Below are 17,891 nucleotides of genomic sequence, written 5' to 3' on the forward strand. Positions count from 1 at the left end.
ATCTCAGGGGTTGAAAAAACTTTTTAGACGCCCTCCGTCTTTTTTATCCGGATCGGCCTAAAAGTTGGAATTCACAATATTTCCGGCGAGTTCGGCGTTGACAAAATCTAAAGGAATCACGCCGTATATTCCTTGGTCTGCCGTGGAAAAATAGCTGTTTAGCATAGGGTTTATCTCATTTGAGACTCCCGGTATATTAGGAATGGCCCATAAGATTTGTTTGTAACCACTGGCAAAACTCACAAAAAGAGTATTACCGGTTCCTTCGGCTTCAAAAGCTTCTTCCATGACCTGTACCACCTTATCAAATTTGGCAGTGTTGCTGCTTACTACGTATTCGTCCTGTATACGCAGCGAATAGCTACCATTATCAATGGTGAATGTAGTCTTGTCCCCCCAGCTGTGACTCGCATTTATCCCTATGTTTTCACTGGTACCGAACCTTCGGAATAGTACTATTTTTCCCCGGGCTTCTCCCAGTTCGGGAATACCGGGGGCCAGGTACCAGAGTGTGGGGTCCTGCTGTACATAGGCATTAAACGCTTCCGGGAAAGACATCGTATTACCTTCGGCGTTGTACTCCTGCTTAACGCTCATGATAATCGTTTCGTCAGGATGCTGCTGCAAAAACTGTTTGCACGCATTCAGAACATCATCAAAATTCAGGTGTTGGTATATCGATCCGTGATGAATAACAAAGGCGTCCTGGTAATGCCGGCATCGGATATCCAGAAAGCGCACTCCTATTTCCAACTGTTGGGAAATAGATAGTTCCTGGGTTTTGGCGGTTCCGCTGACCGGTTCGTGCCGCGCTCCGCTGTCGTGTGTTCCGGGAATCGTGAGGTTGTTCAAAGAAACAGCGTCCGGTAAATAAGACATCCAGTTAGCCACATCTTCCGTATTGAACGTTACGAGCGAAACTTCCTCGGCATGCAGTACTCCGTTTACAGTACCCGGAAGTAGTTCTTCTTCCTGACTACAGGAAAAAAGTGTCATTGCGGCTGCGACAGCCATCCATAGATTTTGTTTTAAGTAGGTCATTTTTTGTTTTTTTTAATTGTAATACACTGTTTGTTAAATGATCATATTTTTCAACAAGATAATCGTTTACGGGAAAAGTTTTGTTATGTAGCTATTACTTAAGTATTAGGATACGGTATGGTATGGCCCGGCGTTTCGATATAAAAATCTCGGGAAACCGGGCCTTACGGTGTTCCGAATAGGACCTTTACATGATAATTTCATCCTTTTTAGCACTTCCGGGAAGGTGAGCTTATAGGGGTTGAATCTGAAAGTAAAGACTTCGGAGGCGGAAGACACATGAAATTGTCGTTGTTCTTATCATTTTTCATTGAATCCCAACAGGGTTATGATTTTATGAAATATTTCAGTGTTTTCGTATACGCCGGTAAAAGTTCCGGAATGCGGGCCATAGGCAAATACGGGAACCATAACCCCGGTATGGTCGTGCGTGGTAAAACTTCCCTCGATAAACGATGTGTGAATATTTCCCTGAGGGATACTAAAACCGGAGGTCTCATGGTCTGCGGTGATGATGACCAGGGTATTTTTATGGGTGTCTGCAAATCGTATGGCTTCGGTAACAGCTTTGTCAAAATCGATAGCTTCGGTAATGATCATCCCGGTATTGTTGGCATGTCCGCCCCAGTCTATCTGTGCGCCCTCTATCATGAGAAAAAAGGGTTTTTGCTTGTTATCCAGGTATTCCAGTCCGTATCCGGTAGCTTGTGCCAGGTCATTTTTTCTTCCTTTCAAAACAGAGGGAACCTCGTTGGGAGCCATAAACCAGCAAACCTTTTCCCCGGTAGAGGCTGTGATATCCTTTACCTGGTCCGCTACGGTAAATCCGGATTGTTTTACCACAGCTTCAAAATCGTTCTTACCGCCACCGATGAGCAGTGAAATTTTACTCCGGAGCAGGTCACGGGCTATACGCGCAGATTCCGAACGTTCTTTTTGATGCGCGTAGAATGCCGAAGGTGTGGCCCCTGTAATCCGGTCGGTCGTGATAATCCCCGAAACAAAACCGTGTTTATCCAGAAATTCGGTGATATTCTCCAGGGGCTGACCTTCCGTACCGGTTCCTATGGCGCGGTTATTGGTTTTTTCTCCGGTAGCAAGGGCTGTTCCGGCAGCAGCGGAATCCGTAGTAAAGTCATCTGCCGATTGGGTTTTCATCAAACCGATGCTCTTCAACTGGGTAATGGTAGCGGTGTTGTTGTTGGCAAATACGGCTGCGGAGAGTTGTGTTAGCCCAAAGCCATCACCGATGAGCAGTATTACATTCCGGATTTCTTGGTCCTTTCCGTCGTGTTCAAAATCAGGTATATAGGGTGTCGAATACCCGTTATTGGTAAAAGTGCGTTCTTTTAGGCTTCGGAGATACGCTGAGGAAGCCGCAGGCTGGTCGGTATTGATATAATCTACACCCAGTTCGGTAAAAGCTTTCCAGGCAGACTTGGTATCCGGGGCTCCCCAGAAACGAAAGGGCTTACCTGTGCTATGGGCTTTTTCTATGACCGATACGACACTTTTTTTATCTTCTGCAGTAAGCCTTCCGAGGCCGTTCCACACGGAATAATCTGCAAAATTGACACTGACCAGGGCTACTTTGTCCCAGTTGGAGCCCGGCCGATGGTCTGGGTCCTGCCAGTCGAACATAATATACTCGGGGTAATTATTGTAGTTTTCCGGGGCCGGGCGGTTTCCGGATATGACAAAACGAATATTGGGGCTGGAAGTGAGTTCCGGGTATTTCTTTAACACGTTTACGATCTCCTTTAAAGTACTTTCCGCCTCAGATTTAAGGTCGATGAGCAGTTGAATATCATCTGTGATCTTTCCTGCTTTTACTTCCCTTGACAGCGGATCAAGGTAAAGTGATCGTATGGTGTTGTTCGGTATGATCTCACTTTCTGCGTGAGTGGCATAAAGAGTCTTGTCTTTCAGGAAGACATCCACTTCGATAGATGTCAGGCCATTGGCATAGGCATTCCAGAAAGGAGATTTCTGTTCGTAGTCGTTATGTGAGTGAATTTTAAAGGAATCGTAATGCTGTGCGTCTATGGTTTGTACCGAAGACAAACAGATGGCCGCAATGGCCCATACATGTGTTAATTTGAACATATAAAGTGATTTAAATAAAGGGTGTAATATATAAAAACACCCTTTACCGGATTAAAATTTATTACCAGCCCTTATTTGGTGCAATTCCTGACGACCGGATTACGGTGTTGGGGATAGCCCACACGTTCATATAGGAAGGATCGAAATTTCGGGCAGGCCATACTTCTTCCAGTGTATAATCGGAAAAGGGATCGGAACGGTCTGTGTGAATTCGCCCGTACAGCGGTTGGCTGTAGACTTCCCTGGCATCTCCCCAGCGTACGAGATCGAAATGGCGATTGGCAAATTCTCCGGCCAGTTCCACGCGGCGTTCGTGCTTTAGATCTTCCATAGTCGCTCCGGAAACAGGGGGCAGCCCGGCCCGGTCTCTTACCTGGTTCAGGGGAGCATCTCCGTTGCTGCCCTGCATGATCAACGCTTCCGATTTCATCAGCAGGACCTCTGCATAACGCATCAGGGGAACGTTGTACATCGTAGAAGGAAAGTCGCCATTGGTATTGATGTAGGTGCCTACCGGGTTGGAATAACCGTATTCCACCATGTATTTGTTGAACTGGAATCCGGAAAGAGAGTTTTCGGATTGAAAATAGCGGGTTTCACCAAAGTACTCAAATTCATCACCGTACTTTAAGATGGTCACCTCACGCCTGGGGTCTCCTTCCTCGAATTCGCGGTACAGGTTTTCGGTGGGTTGGTAATATCCCCAGCCGTTATAACTGCCCCAGCCTTTGTTTTCCAGCATACAGCCCGGAAGTATACTTCCAGCATTGTTGGTCACACTGGAGTTTACCGACCAGATATATTCCGTGGCCCAGTTGCTTTCGGCACTGTGCAGGGTGCGGAAATCCCGGTCCGGATCGTTCGTATCGATAAGCGCTCTTCCGGAACCTGAATTGGTTACGGCATCGCAGGCGGTTACGACATCGGCGTATTTGGAATTGTCGTACTGTGCCCAATACAAATAGGTTTTTGCCATATAGGCATAGGCAGCATCTTTGTGGGGACGGCCGTAATTTTCGCTTTCCAGATCAGTAAACAGCGGAAGGAGGGAAGCAGCACTTTCCAGGTCGGCTATGATCTGCCGGTAATTTTCAATAACGCTTTCCGGTCTGGTAAAGGTGCCCGCTTCCTGGGTCATATTTTCTTCGGTAACGATGGGAATACCACCGTTGGGGCCGTTGTCGCCATACGTATGTGCCAGCCAGAAATAATAGAATGCCCTCATAAAGTGAGCTTCTCCCAATAAACGGTTTTTCAGGGTTTCGTCCATGTCAATGTCCGGTACATTAGTGAGTACTTCATTGGCACGCCGGATGGTGCTATATCCGTTGGGGTATAAGCTGTTCATGTAACTCTCGTCCCCGCTGAGATTAAAATTTTTGATATTGTCCGGTCCGGCATTCACACGTCCCGTAATCATATCGTCCGAAGCATTGATGTACCAGAAATATCCTCTTCCGAAGTCGTCGGGCAGGTATTGGTACATGCTGTTTACCGCTTCTGTAGCATCTTGTTCATTACTCCAGAAAGTTTCGTAAGAGGCACTTCCCTTGGGTGTCAGGTCCGTAAAGTCGTCGGAACAGCTGTAGGAAGCCAAACCGATAACCCCGGCAGTTAGTATATGTATGATTGATCTTTTCATTTTTTTTGTTTATTAGTTTGTAGTTTTTCGTTGTTTGTAAACTACCGGTGAAATCAGAATTGGAAGTTTAAACCTAAGGTGTAAACACCGGATAAGGGGTACCTGCCTATATCGAGTCCGTTATTACCTACCTCGGGGTCCAGCCCGGAATAATTGGTCATGGTAAAGACGTTGTCTGCCGAAAAGAAAACCCTCAGCGAGGCCTGGTCTCCCATAAATGCGAGCGCTTTTTCCGGTAGATTATAACCTAAGGTGATGTTTTTCATGCGCAGATAAGAGGCATCTTCCAGGTACCAGCTCGATGAATTGCCATAGGTATGGTTGTTGTCGCTGGTAGATAATCTCGGAATGCCGGTATGGGTGTTTTCCGGACTCCAGGCATTGAGTACACGGTTGTCCAGGTTGTACCCCTGAAGGGAGGCGTTGTAGGTAGACAGCTTATACCCGTTAAAGGCCTTGGCGCCGCCGACCCCCTGGAAGAACATGCTGAGATCGAAGTTCTTGTAATTGAGATTCAAGGTAAAGTTATACGTTACGTCAGGCTGGTAATTACCCATAAACACCCGGTCGTTATCATCGATCTTTCCGTCACCGTTGGTATCTGCAAATTTAAAGTCTCCCGGAACGGCATTGGGTTGTATTAATTGCCCGTCAGGGCCTGTATAGGCATTGATCTCTTCCTGGGTCTGGAAAATACCCTGTTGCGGAATAAGATGATAGGAATACAAGGGTTGTCCTACTTTAGAGCGAAAAGGCGTGAGGATGCTCCGTACATTATCGCTATGGGCGATATAGTCTATACCACCGTTACTGTATCCGTGGAGATTAACGAGTTTATTGTCGAGAAGGGAAGCTCCGGCGGTAATCCCGTATTGCAGATCCCCGATGGTATTGTTGTAATTCAATGCGAATTCCCATCCGGTATTTTTCACTTCACCGCCGTTTACATCCGGTGCCAGGGTTCCCTGGTGTGCATCTTCGAGTCCCGGAATGATCATTTGCTTGGTCCTCTTCTCAAAATAATCTACGGTGAGCCCGAGCGTATTGTTAAACAGGCTGGCATCGAGACCGATATCGATAGACTCGGAGGTTTCCCATTTCAGGTTCGGATTGGATTGGCGTCCGAGATAAGTGCCTTTGTCGTCCAGGCCGCTGCCTTCCCCGGTAGCTACCATAGTGTTGTACATGGGGACGTCGTAAGAATAGTACCCCACAGAATTGATATTCCCGATCTGTCCCCAGGAAGCCCGTAGTTTAAGATCGCTTACGGCATGTATATTCTCAAAGAAGGCCTCATTTCCTATTCTCCAGGCAGCAGAAGCCGAGGGGAAGTAGTCCGATTGGTTGCTTCTGGCCAGGCGGGAGGAAGCATCTCTCCGTAAACTGGCAGTGAGGTAATACCGGTTGTCATAGTTATACATTACCCTTCCGATGGCAGAGGTTAGCGCGTCTTCGTAAACATCGGTTTCCGGCATGAGTACCGAGGTGGCGTTGCCCATGTACTGGTTGTACGGTTCTTCACTGCTGAAACCCTGTCCTTCCTGGTAGTAATATTCGTAATCCGTATGCTGGGAAGAATAGATTGCTGTGGCGTTCAGATGGTGCTTCCCGAAAGTTTTGTCGTAACTGATCTGGTTGTCCCATATCCATTTATTGGTGGTCGCATTGCTCTGGTACAGGTAGTTGTTGAGATTGGTCCTGCCCAATTCCGGGATACGGGGCTGGAATTTCTTATACCGTTGTCCGGTGTAGTTATAGGAATATGTAGATTTGAATTTCAACCCGTCGAGGATATCGTATTTAAAATAAACATTGGCGTTTATAAAGTCAGTCGGGTTGGTGGTTGTGGGGCGGAGTAAGAGGGCAACGGGATTGTATACATCTCCGTAGGCGCCGGCAAACTGGGCAAGCTCTTCCGGAACCACGCCCTGGTAAGTACCGTCGTCATTGTAGACAGAAGCTGCGGCAGGCATATATATGGCATTGATAATAGACCCGCTGTATGCACTGGAGGTATTGGTGCCCACAGCATCGGTCCTGGAATAATACACATTTTCTCCTATGGTGATCTTCTCGGTAAGGTCAAAATCTGTCTTTACCCTGAAGTTGTAGCGCTCTCTTTGAGTGCCGATGAGTACACCTTCTTTTTTCTGATAGCCAAAAGAGGTCATATACCTCACGTTTTCAGCTCCTCCCGAAACATTGGCATTGACATTGTATAAGGTTGCCGTCCTGAAAATTTCGTCCATCCAGTTGGTACGCGTAGTCTGTCCCCATGGGTTTTGCTCCGCATTATGTGCTGATAACCTTGATGCCCCTGCATTATCTGCCGCGGTGTTATATGCCCAGGCCTGTTGTTCTGCATTCAGTGCCGTAGGAAGGTTGTTGGCTTTCTGGAACCCGGTGTACACATCAAGGGACACTTTGGGTTTTCCGCTTTTTCCGCTTTTGGTCTCAATCACGATGACCCCGGATGAAGCCTGGGCACCGTATATGGCTGCTGCCGCAGCATCTTTTAATACCGAAATGGAAGCGATGTCGTTAGGGTTTATGGGTGGACCGTAATAAGGAACACCGTCGACAACAGTTAAAGGAGATTCCGTGGCAAAAGATCCGTAACCGCGAATTACGATTTGCCCGTTCTGGGTAGGGTCACCCCCCTGTTGCAGTACGGTAACACCGGGAAGGTTGCCCTGTAAAAAATCGTTGACGTTACTTACGGGCCTGCTTGCTATCGACTCCACGTTTTCCACGGTAGCGACGGCAGCGGTAAGGTCCCCTTTTTTGGCCGAACCGTAACCGATAAGAACAACTTCGTCGAGCTGGTTGATTTCATCTTCGAGTTCTATATACAGTTTTTCACCGGCTTTGTAGCGAACTTCCCGGGGGGTATATCCCATAGAGGAGACTTTAAGTATTCCTTCCTCCTGGTTGACGGACAGGGTAAAATTACCGTCAAAATCGGTAGAAGTCCCTTTTCCGCTACCGTTGTCCGCAACGACCGTTGCGGCAGGAATAGGGGCATTGTCTTTTTTGGAAACTACTGTTCCTTCAAGGATCTGCTGTGCCATAAGTCCTGTAATACAGAACAGGTTCAGCAAGATCGATAATACAGTACTTTTTCTCATGTGAATTACAGTTTGATTTACCTCCGAAAGGTAATATGCCATCGCTTGTAGAGGGTGTAAAATGGGGTCATAAAGGTGCTTTCAGCGCTCGTTTATGGTGCTTCTGTGGTAGGGAAAGGAGTATATTTGTTGCATTAACAAAGGCGTAACAATGGCATAATCCGGCCTTAATTTGCCTGGCTTTCTTTTTGATTTCGGTATTGTCTCGGGTTGTGACCATACCTTTTTTTAAAGGCTTTGCTAAAGTATTTCGGATCGTTAAAGCCACATTCGAAACTGATTTCGGAAATGTTCAGACTCTTCTTCTGCAGGAGATAACTGCTTTTTTGCAACCGCAGTTCGTGTATCACTTCGGAAGGTGCCTGGTTAAAGACTTCCTTGAAGACCCGGTAACATTTGGCTCTCGATATTTCCAGGTCTGCGATGAGTTGTTCCACGTTAAAAGAAGGGTTGCCCAGCTGTTGCTGAATGAGATCAAGACCTTTTTGTGCAAGTTTTTCATGGGGTGTCATCATCTCCTCACCTTCGTGGCTTGCCAGCATAGGGAAACGGTTTTTTTCGCGCTGATAAGCTTCCCCCTTCCGGAGTAGGGAGTGTAAGGTTTTGATAATAAAGTGCTTTCGGGTAGGAAGGTTAATCACACTGTCGATGCCCAGCTCGATAAGGTGCTCCCGGAAATTTACATTCAGACGTTCCGAAATGTAAATACCGGGAAGGTATTTATCTTTTTGCCGTAAGCTTCGGATGAGGTCATGGGAAAAAGGAAGGTCGTAAATAACAAATCCGTGGATATCCAGTTGCTTCAGGGCAGTTTGAAGGTTTGCGGCATCGTCTTCAAAAATGAGGTTGATGTTTTTGTCATCCAGCAATTGCTGTGCGATAGCCATATCGTATGCCGCGCAATGTACCAGTACATTTTTTTTATCTTTCGGGAGATGCTTTTTGGTGTTGAGGTGCTTCCATAAAATACGGGTGTCTTCTCCCTGTTCCGCATCGGCATAGGTCACCGGTAATTGTATGGTAATCTGTAATGTGGTATTTTTTGGGTTGAGGTGTAGCTCTCCCTCCATGTCGCGGATCAAGGATTGAAAGGCCCGGTAATACGGACTAAACAGTGAAATGTTTTCCCAGTTCGTTGTAACCATATTGCTCTGTGTACTCAGGGAGACCAGGATTTGCCTGGTTTGCAATGAGACTTCAACAAAAAGGCGGTGTTCTTTTTCGATGTATTTCAGAAGGTCTGTGGTGATATACCGGATTAGGAGCTTAAACCGAAGACTGTCCATCAGTATCATTTTCTCTTTTTCTTGCCCTGAAAATCTGATCTCCAACCGGGTTTTCGAACCGGATAACTGCGGAGTGAGCCCTTCCGCAAAATCTTTGAGCTTTACCGGAACTTTCCGGATATCTCCCAGTTCTTCTACCTGGTCGAGATATTTCCATTCCTCCAATGCCCGAAGCAGGATATCGACCTGTTCCGAAAGTTGGTCTTTGACCGAAGGGGACAGCTTAATAGTTTCGAGCTGGTTCAGGATGTGGTGTATGGGAGGCTTAAATTCCGAGAGGATAAAGGTCTTGAATTTTTCGATCTCAAAATCCTTGTCTTTTAATTGTTGATAATAGCGGAGCAATTGATCTTTCTGGTCCGATACTTCCCTGTTTTTCCGGTCCAGATCTTCATTGATACGGATAAGTGTGTCTTTTTGATCTTCTATGGTTCTGGTCCGTTGCTGTATTTTTTCTTCGAGTTTTCTCTGGTTCCCGATAGAAATCCTGTGTTTACGATAGCTGTATATGAGCACTATGCTAAGCACAACAACGATTAACAGAATGAAAAACCATGGAGTTTTATAGAAAGGAGGAGCTATTGTTAAGGTGATTACCGAAGAAATTGATGCATTGGCATCGTCTCCTTTCCTGACGAGCAGCCGATACGATCCCGGTTGAAGATGATCGTAGTGAATCGCAGTATCATTCAGTGGAATCCAGTTTTTGTCATATCCTTCCAGTTGATAAAATACTGTAGTTTTTCTCTTGGAAAAAGAAACGGGAATCAATTCCGCATGTAAACTGTTATCGGAATATGTCTTGGTATACGACTCGGTATAATTCTCTTTATGGTCTATTTTTATCTTTAGTTTCGGCTCGGGTAGTTGCAGGGTCATAGCTTCGGGCTGGAAGTAGTTAAGTCCGTGGATTCCTCCGAAATACAGCATTCCCTTATTGTCCTGGTAATAGGAGCCTTCGGAAAACTCGGCGCCCTGCCATCCTTCTTCCGGAGGAAAGGTGTTGATACTAAAGTCTCTTTTATCTATGGAAGCAATGCCTTTGGTGGTACTTACCCACAGGGCATCCCTGTTGGGTAAAAGGCTGTATACCATGTGGCTGGGCAAGCCGTTTTCTTCGGTGATCCTGCGAATTACAATACGGTTACTGAGGTCGTAAACGGTAATTCCTCCGAGCGTTGCAATCCAGTAGTAACCGGTTTCGGGATCTGTGTAAATATAATATACGCTATTGCCCGTAAGTCCGGCATTGAGGTTTATTTCTTCTGTTTCGCCGGTACGGATATTCAATAGCACCATACCATGGTTTTCCGAAGCCAGAGCAATACTGTTTCCGTCTTTGACCAGCTGACGAAAGTGATATTTGTCCAGTTTTTCCCGGCCGGGAAAATATGCGAAAGAACTTTTGCTTTTGTTGTAAAGAGCAAGACCACCCCAACAGGCTATCCAGAGTGAATCTTCTGTTTCCAGGAAGGCGTAATTGCGGTTATTGGGGAAATCCTTATGATCTTCGGCACTTAAGAGTTCGTAGGTTTTTCCCGTGATGTGGATCAGGCCGGCATAGGTGCCCGCCCAAAGGGAACCGTCCGATGCGGTATGCAGGCTCCGGATGCGTCCCCAATCCGGTGTTGTCCGGGTTTCTTCGATGGGGTAATGCAGATAACAACCGGCTTCCTCACTGTAATAGTACAGCCCCCGGGTATAGTATCCCAGCCATATACTGCTGTTGTGGTCTTTGGTGATGGCACGGATGGTTTCATTGGGCAGGTGTGGAAAACGTTGTGGATGCGGAAATATGGTGTTTATATTTTGTGACTCTTTGTACACCATGCTGATGCCTCCGTCTTTATGGGCAAGCCAGATGTTGTTAAAACGGTCTTCATACAGTTTTTCTATATCGTTACTCTTAAAGCTGTACTCCGAATACGGATCGTAAGTGTAATTGACAAACTGGTTATTATAAATATTCTCACTGGTATTGGGGAGGATAAAAAGACCTTTTTCGCGTGTGGCATACCAGATATTCCCATTTTCGTCTTTAAGGATATCCTTGATGGTCACACCGGGAAATTGTGCCCACAGCATATTCTTCAGGTTAGTGGTCTGGTAGTCTTCACCGGGAGAATAAAACGGTATTTCTACAAATTTGCCGTCCTTTAATTTAAAACAGGAACTGTCGGAACATACCCGGATGGTATTGTTGTCGTCTGTGATAAGTTCCCGGATATTGTGGTCGAAATAATAATTTTGAAACCGGCCGTCGCCCAGATATCTGCTCACGGCCTTGTTGTCGGTAAGCATCCAGATGTTTTGGTGTTCATCTTTAACGAATGCGGAAATGACATTACCGGCAATGGAGGAATTGTCTTCCAGATCGTGTTTATAAACGGTAAATGTATGCCCGTCGAAGCTGTTGAGCCCATCCCAGGTACCGATCCACAACATACCGTCTTTGTCACTGATTATATCGTAGACCGAATTGTTGGACAATCCGTCCCGGGTTGTAAAAGTGTTGAACTTTAATTGCTGGGCATATCCCGGCATAGTCAGGAAAAAAAACAGGCAGGAACCAAGTAGATATCTCAAGTGTATTTTTGGGCGCAGTATAATACCGGAGTATTACTGCAAGAAGAATAAATGTTTATGTTTTTGTTATATTTATTTTTCAGGGTGTGTAGATCTATATAGATTCAGATCCGTAGTTTCGGATTGTGAGTGCCACCGATAGTTTTATTGATTTAAATCCGACTTTAGTTGTACCAGGTCGCCCAGTAATTTGGTCTGTTGTACCTGAGCATCCAATCCCATGTGTTTTGCTATTCGAAAGACTTCCAGGTTTAGGGTGTCTATTTCCGTTCTTCGTTTGTTCCTGATGTCCTGCAGGGTGGAAATAAACTGGCCGTCGGACATTTTACTGATGGAAATAACCTGTTCCTCGATCTCTTCGGCTTTTAAGTCAATTCCTTTTTTTGAGGATATTAAAACGCACTCGCCTATGATACTTTTTGCAAGTGAAAAGGCTCTGGTATTCCGGTGAAAGATCCCGTTATCCACGTCTAACAGCGGACATATAGAATTGAATACACAATTTGCAATAGCCTTTTTCCAGATAATTTTATCGATATGTTTTTCGGTGACAAACCTGAAATCAGGGGAGTCCAGTTCCCTGACAACAGTTTCCGTAAGGATGGTGCTTTGTCGGATTGTACCGATGGGGGAGGGAGCTACAGGTTTGTAACGTACTTCATTTTCTGAAATAATCTGGCTGGTCGCAAAAAGGACACCCCGGTATATGTGCTTAAAATCGCGATTTGTAAAAGGCTGTTCAATACCCAGACCGTTCTGCAAAAGGATTATGGGAGTATGGCCGGCCTTGTGCTTCAGTTTTTCGGCGAGTTCTTCGTTGCCGAAAGATTTGTTGGTAAGGACAACGATACCGTCCAGGCCGGAAAAGTTAGACAGTGTATTGAATGTGATAGCTGCGGTCAGTTCCTGTCCGGTCCCGGTCTTTACCGTTAATTTTTCGGTATATTGTTTTCCGTGATCCACACTGCCCCGGATCAACCGGACAGTCTTTCCGTTTCGGCTCAGACAAACTGCCAGGGCCTTACCGATAGCTCCGGCGCCGATGATATATATGTTCATAGAAGTGTCTTTAAATGTCAGCGGGCTGATGTTTTTATGAAATATAATGAAAAAACCATAACATATCCGATTAATGCAGGTAAAGTGTTTCCCCGTCTTCCGGGATATGGCATCGGTCATAAAAATTCCGGCCTGCGATCTTACGCCTTATACATTTCCGGTTTTCGGTACAGGTACTGATCGCTTCGAGGTGGGTGACCAAAACGTGTATTTCGGGAAAAGCAGTGCAAAGCATACCGATGTGTCCGGTGGTCATGGTAACGGGATCTCCTGTGTCAAAAGTTGCTGCTCCACCGGCTACGGCTATGTATTGCGGCCGATACTTTTCGATAGTGGCCCTGACGTCATCGCACCAGATCGTATCGCCTGCCACATAGATGCTTTCACTGCCGGATGACAAAACAAAACCGTTGACCATACCCATTTTTTCTCCTATTTCTCCGGTGCCATGTTTGCCGGGAGTAAGCGATAATTGCACTCCTTTGAAATTTAAGGAGCTATCTATGGCACGGACATTGGTAAAACCGTAAGCTGTAACTGTTGCTGCAATATGCGCAGGGCAAATTACGGGAAGGTTTTTATCAAGAAGAGCAATGGCGTCGGCATCCCAGTGATCCGGATGGAGGTGAGTGATGATCACGGCATCGGTTTCTTTAGATAGCGTATTACTTGCCGGGGGGAAAAGGGCAAATCGACCAGTGGGTTTAACCGGGTATCCGCTGTCCAGGGAAAAACCCCGAAGGATGCTTTTTTACCCAGCATCGGATCGATTAAAAACGTAGTCGTGTTCACGGTCAATAAAACGGTAGCATTCCGCCATAACTGAAATTCCATATTGCTTGTTCTTTTTATGTAAAACCTTCCGGAAAGCCTTGATCTGTGTTTTCCGCTGAAAAAAAGCTAAATTAGTAAGCCGGTAGTACTCCGCAAAGAAGTTCACTTCCGGGTAACCCGCTTAACCATTGATGATGAATTACACAGCGTTTGAAGATTGCGGTTTAAAACGTAGTCTGGACATACTTTCCGGCAAATGGAAACCCCTGATTTTGTATCACCTTTTTCATGAAAAGGAAATACGGTTTATCAGGTTATGGCGTAAAATGCCCAGGGTATCAAAAAAAGTGCTGCTGGAACAATTGCAGCAAATGCAGGAACACCGTGTTATAGAGCGCATAGAACGTAAAGGCTTTCCGCCGGAGGTGTACTACCGGTTACACCGGGACACCGAATGGTTGGGCCCGGCTTTGCAAATGCTGGAACACTGGGGGAAAGGCAGGTAACCGTATCGATACCGGTATCATGTTTTATATACGACAGGAATGGTTTTTCCGATGCTCCGTATCACCATCGATATGACATGTTACCGGCAAGCCGATAAATGTTTCATCATCAGGTTCCGTAATCAGGAAAAAAAGTTCCTAAGTTTTACTGCGATTCAGCGAACGTATCGCAAAATATATAACAACTCCCAGGCCTCCTAAAACGGCGAGGGACACTATGACAAACAAGCTAAATAATAGTACTGCGGGAAGACCGGATAAAGAACTTGTCTCGGATACCGAATAATTTTTAGGGATATAGAGCAGATACGCCATATTATTATCCAACTCTTTGAGGTTTTTTACATACTCAGGAAATTCATCGGAAGTAACATATTTTTTCTGGCTTTTAAAATAATGATGAATCTTTAAAAGATCTTCGGAAGGCAAATAATTTATGTTTGCGTTATAATAAAAGGCATCGCAACTGATGTTTTTTTCCATATCGGAGATTCCCCATTTGTTGGGGAGTTTAATCCTGATATCGTGTATTCTGGTAGCGGGGTAATACAGGCTATATTCGTTTTTTCTCTGGCTTTCGCCCGGCAGTGTCAGGATATCGAGAAGGCTCAAAGGCAGAAAACGGGTGCTCAGCGTATTTTCATTCCCTTCCATAGGAGACCATATACTGTCCAGCTTATAGGATTCGTGTACGGTGAACCGGTTTTTAATACTGTCGTCGACAAAGGTAGGATTGTCAAGCGCAGTAACATGGTCGAAATAATTTTTGTAATAGTTGGAGAATTGTTTTTTAATAGACGAAATACCATTGGTTTTGAACAGGCTCCGCATATTATCGGCCTCGCCTTCATGATATACCGTTGTAACCCGAAGCGTAGCACCCTTACCGATCTCTTCCAGTTCGTATTCGTCCCGGACTTTGATGAGGTTACTGGAAAAAGAATGTATGGAATCCAAAGTTTTATTCCCTTTTTTCAATACAAGTCCGTATTCATAATCCGGGAAATAAATACGGTCAAAAGTACCTCCCTGGTACGTCATGGTAGGATCGTACCACAAGTCGTTTCCGGCACCGTCGATGACCTTAACGACACAGTGATCAAAGGTTGTTGGTGTGGGAAGTACGGCATTGATATTGTGTTTTAAGGCCGTATTGACAAGTACGGGATAGGCTTCTATTCCCATTTTTCGAAGCATGGTGACCATGAGCAGGCTTTTGTCCTTACAGTCTCCGTAGCGTTGTTCGAAGACCTGGTTGGGGGCGAAAGGTTTGTAGCTTCCCAGCCCCGATTCGAACCCGAGATAACGCACTTCTTCCTGTACGAAGTTCAGGACTGCGGCTATTTTTTCACCTTGTGTGCTGTAACCGGTTTCGATAGCTTTTATCCTGGCCAGCATTTCCGTACTGACGGGTTCTTTGACCCTGAAGACCTCCTCGCCCCAGTCGACGACATCCTGCCAGTTTCTGTATTCGGATATGAAAAGGTTCTGAAACGTAAATTTCCAGAAAGGGGTATTGTCTTCAAATTCTATTTTATCCGTATTCAGCATGTTCCAGCTATACCTGCTGAAATGTCTTTCTTTAGTAATCTTCGGTTTTACATCGGTATTGGTGGTTTTATATACCAGATCCCTGTTACTGAAAATGTCTATAGCTATTTTCCCGATGGGCTCCGCGTTATTCAGGGGATAAGTACCCGAAAAAATACCCTTATGTATAGGGTTAAAGCCCGTTATGGTCAAGCTGTAATCTATAATATCACCGACTCTGATATCGGAGAGATTGATGGTCGCGGAAAGTGTGCCGTCGTACAGGTAATTCTCCGCATTGGTTTCTCTTCGGATAACCTGAAAATGGTCGGGATTCAGTTTGTTTATAACCTTTCCTTTCCTGATGACGGAGATCTCATGGAATTCGAGGGTCTGGTATGTAGGGTCGTAATTGGCTGTGATATCCGATGCCGATTGTACACCCGCATTCTCAAATATTTTATAGACCCTCCTGTAGTAATTTTTTTGTTCAGGAATATGTGTCTGCTGATTAAACATGAGAATAGCATACCCCTCGGAAACCTCTTCGAGATCGATGTCGGGATCTGTTTCATAAGACTGCTGTTTTACCCAATGTGGTTTTTCGGAAGTGTGTACCTGGGAAAACAAATGAAAAACAAAGAAAAATGTAAGGGAACAGGTTAGGAATAAAGATTTCACGTGTGTGGTTAAAAGTTATTTACAGTCGTGCAAGATAGAAAAAACTCTGATACATCTTCCGGTTTACCATACATAAAGAAGAACTGTTTCTGATCGGAGCATCAATGGTCTTGGCCGGTGGCAGGAAGTTAATACCATAGTTTTAGTGCAGGTTGTCCCGGAGTTTCCGATACCTGAAACAAGGGTTTCCTCGCCGGATTTTATGCTGTTTACCCTCAAATATTAGATTTTGATCATTTTTCAAAAAATAATGGTTAGCCCTCAGGAGAGCTGTGGCAGTACATTTGCCATGTAAAAATAACGTAATATAATTTTAAGATGATGAAATTTAATTGGAGTACAAGAAAGATTGGCCTTTTTGCCATGACAGGAATAGTCATCATTTTGGTAATCGTAGCATTTGCCCCTACACATGATGATCAGAGCAAAAACAACGGGCAGGAAGCATCGTCTGTGATGCAGGTGGAGACGGCCCTTCCGGTATTTGACAAAATTACCGAATGGGACGAATATACCGGCAGGTTCGAAGCCAGTAATAGGGTGGAAGTACGTGCCCGTGTCAGTGGTTTTCTGGAAAAGGTGAACTTTACCGATGGGCAGATCGTAGAAAAAGGTCAGGTATTGTTTATCATCGACCAAAGACCTTTTCAAATTGAACTGAACCAGGCCACGGCGAATTATAACCAAGCTATGGCCACGCTCAAAACCACGGAAGACAACTATAACCGGGTGGAATCTCTGAGAGAAACAGGGGCGGTGTCCACGGAAGAATACGATCGCAGAAAGCAGGCACTGGCCCATGCAAGAGCGAGTCTGGAACTGGCACAGGCCAAAGTAGACCACGCCAGACTCAACCTGGAATTTACGGAGGTCAAAGCTCCGATTTCCGGTTTGGTGAGCCGGGACAAAATCAACGAAGGCAACCTTATTGACGGTGGAAGTGCCAATTCTACGCTATTGACAACCATCGTGGCTACCAGCCCCATACACTTTTACTTTACGGGGAGTGAATCCGATCATCTCAAATACGCCAGGCTTGCCAAAAACGGGAAGCGGGGAGAGACACGTACCGAAGATTTCCCTGTGTATATCCGTCTGGCCGATGAAGATGGTTTTGTACACGAAGCTACACTCGATTTTGTAGATAACGAAATAGACAGTCGTTCCGGTACCATCGAAAGCCGCGCCGTGCTGCAGAACGAAGACCACCTGCTGGAACCCGGGATGTTCGGAAAAGCCAGGATTGCCGGTAGTGATGAGCACGAGGCCCTGATGATCCCCGACGAAATTATAGGAACCAACCAGTCCCTGCGTTATGTGTATGTCCTCAATACAGCTAATGAAGTAGCCATTAAAAATGTGACACTCGGGCCTCTGCATGCCAACGGACTCCGTATTGTCCGCGAAGGTCTCGCTCCCGAAGATCGGCTTATTATGAACAACCTGCAGAAAATAAGACCGGGGATCGTGGTAAATCCTCAGAAAACAACAATCACCATGAAGTCGTCCGATCTGGCTTCGGCACAATAGGACACCATAGATTTTTCAGACC

Annotated in this window: 10 protein-coding genes; 2 read left to right on the forward strand and 8 right to left on the reverse strand. The window is 45.6% G+C overall.

Features of this window, described 5'->3' with window-relative positions:
- Window positions 1-57 precede the first annotated feature (57 nt).
- The 7 genes from BT112_RS03170 to BT112_RS03200 form a co-directional block, all read right to left on the reverse strand.
- Window positions 58-1,041, reverse strand: a complete 984-nt coding sequence (locus tag BT112_RS03170) for a phosphatidylinositol-specific phospholipase C (protein WP_072315930.1) — start codon at window positions 1,039-1,041, stop codon at window positions 58-60.
- A gap of 300 nt (window positions 1,042-1,341) precedes the next feature.
- A complete protein-coding gene (locus BT112_RS03175) occupies window positions 1,342-3,147 on the reverse strand; it encodes an alkaline phosphatase (RefSeq protein ID WP_083564766.1) in 1,806 nt (601 codons plus the stop codon).
- Window positions 3,148-3,208: 61 nt separating this feature from the next.
- Window positions 3,209-4,789 carry a RagB/SusD family nutrient uptake outer membrane protein gene (locus tag BT112_RS03180; protein WP_072315931.1) on the reverse strand — a complete coding sequence of 527 codons (1,581 nt, stop codon included), beginning with the start codon at window positions 4,787-4,789 and terminating at the stop codon, window positions 3,209-3,211.
- Window positions 4,790-4,842: 53 nt separating this feature from the next.
- Window positions 4,843-7,917 carry a SusC/RagA family TonB-linked outer membrane protein gene (locus BT112_RS03185; protein ID WP_072315932.1) on the reverse strand — a complete coding sequence of 1,025 codons (3,075 nt, stop codon included), beginning with the start codon at window positions 7,915-7,917 and terminating at the stop codon, window positions 4,843-4,845.
- 167 nt (window positions 7,918-8,084) lie between these two features.
- Window positions 8,085-11,789 (reverse strand): two-component regulator propeller domain-containing protein, encoded by a 3,705-nt coding sequence (locus BT112_RS03190; protein WP_072315933.1) that lies wholly within the window; start codon window positions 11,787-11,789, stop codon window positions 8,085-8,087.
- Window positions 11,790-11,933: 144 nt separating this feature from the next.
- Window positions 11,934-12,848, reverse strand: a complete 915-nt coding sequence (locus BT112_RS03195) for a ketopantoate reductase family protein (protein ID WP_072316138.1) — start codon at window positions 12,846-12,848, stop codon at window positions 11,934-11,936.
- 70 nt (window positions 12,849-12,918) lie between these two features.
- Window positions 12,919-13,488 carry an MBL fold metallo-hydrolase gene (locus BT112_RS03200; RefSeq protein ID WP_175545739.1) on the reverse strand — a complete coding sequence of 190 codons (570 nt, stop codon included), beginning with the start codon at window positions 13,486-13,488 and terminating at the stop codon, window positions 12,919-12,921.
- Between the two features lie 325 nt (window positions 13,489-13,813).
- Here BT112_RS03200 and BT112_RS03205 point away from each other — a divergent pair, with 325 nt between their 5' ends.
- Window positions 13,814-14,128, forward strand: coding sequence for a winged helix-turn-helix transcriptional regulator (locus BT112_RS03205; protein WP_245776974.1), 315 nt, complete (start codon window positions 13,814-13,816; stop codon window positions 14,126-14,128).
- A gap of 138 nt (window positions 14,129-14,266) precedes the next feature.
- Here BT112_RS03205 and BT112_RS03210 read toward each other — a convergent pair whose 3' ends face one another.
- Entirely contained in the window at window positions 14,267-16,339 is a 2,073-nt protein-coding gene (locus BT112_RS03210) for a DUF3857 domain-containing transglutaminase family protein (RefSeq protein ID WP_072315934.1), read from the reverse strand.
- Between the two features lie 318 nt (window positions 16,340-16,657).
- Here BT112_RS03210 and BT112_RS03215 point away from each other — a divergent pair, with 318 nt between their 5' ends.
- Entirely contained in the window at window positions 16,658-17,869 is a 1,212-nt protein-coding gene (locus BT112_RS03215; RefSeq protein ID WP_083564767.1) for an efflux RND transporter periplasmic adaptor subunit, read from the forward strand.
- Window positions 17,870-17,891 lie beyond the last annotated feature (22 nt).

It is taken from the genome of Sinomicrobium oceani (assembly GCF_900119185.1).
GTDB classification, from domain to species: Bacteria; Bacteroidota; Bacteroidia; order Flavobacteriales; family Flavobacteriaceae; genus Sinomicrobium; species Sinomicrobium oceani.

What these genes read in the sequence shown, in the direction of transcription:
- BT112_RS03215 (WP_083564767.1), top strand. Translation starts at nt 16,658, where the DNA reads ATGATGAAATTTAATTGGAGTACAAGAAAGATTGGCCTTTTTGCCATG.
- BT112_RS03185 (WP_072315932.1), bottom strand. Translation starts at nt 7,917, where the DNA reads ATGAGAAAAAGTACTGTATTATCGATCTTGCTGAACCTGTTCTGTATT.
- BT112_RS03175 (WP_083564766.1), bottom strand. Translation starts at nt 3,147, where the DNA reads ATGTTCAAATTAACACATGTATGGGCCATTGCGGCCATCTGTTTGTCT.
- BT112_RS03170 (WP_072315930.1), bottom strand. Translation starts at nt 1,041, where the DNA reads ATGACCTACTTAAAACAAAATCTATGGATGGCTGTCGCAGCCGCAATG.
- BT112_RS03205 (WP_245776974.1), top strand. Translation starts at nt 13,814, where the DNA reads ATGATGAATTACACAGCGTTTGAAGATTGCGGTTTAAAACGTAGTCTG.
- BT112_RS03195 (WP_072316138.1), bottom strand. Translation starts at nt 12,848, where the DNA reads ATGAACATATATATCATCGGCGCCGGAGCTATCGGTAAGGCCCTGGCA.
- BT112_RS03180 (WP_072315931.1), bottom strand. Translation starts at nt 4,789, where the DNA reads ATGAAAAGATCAATCATACATATACTAACTGCCGGGGTTATCGGTTTG.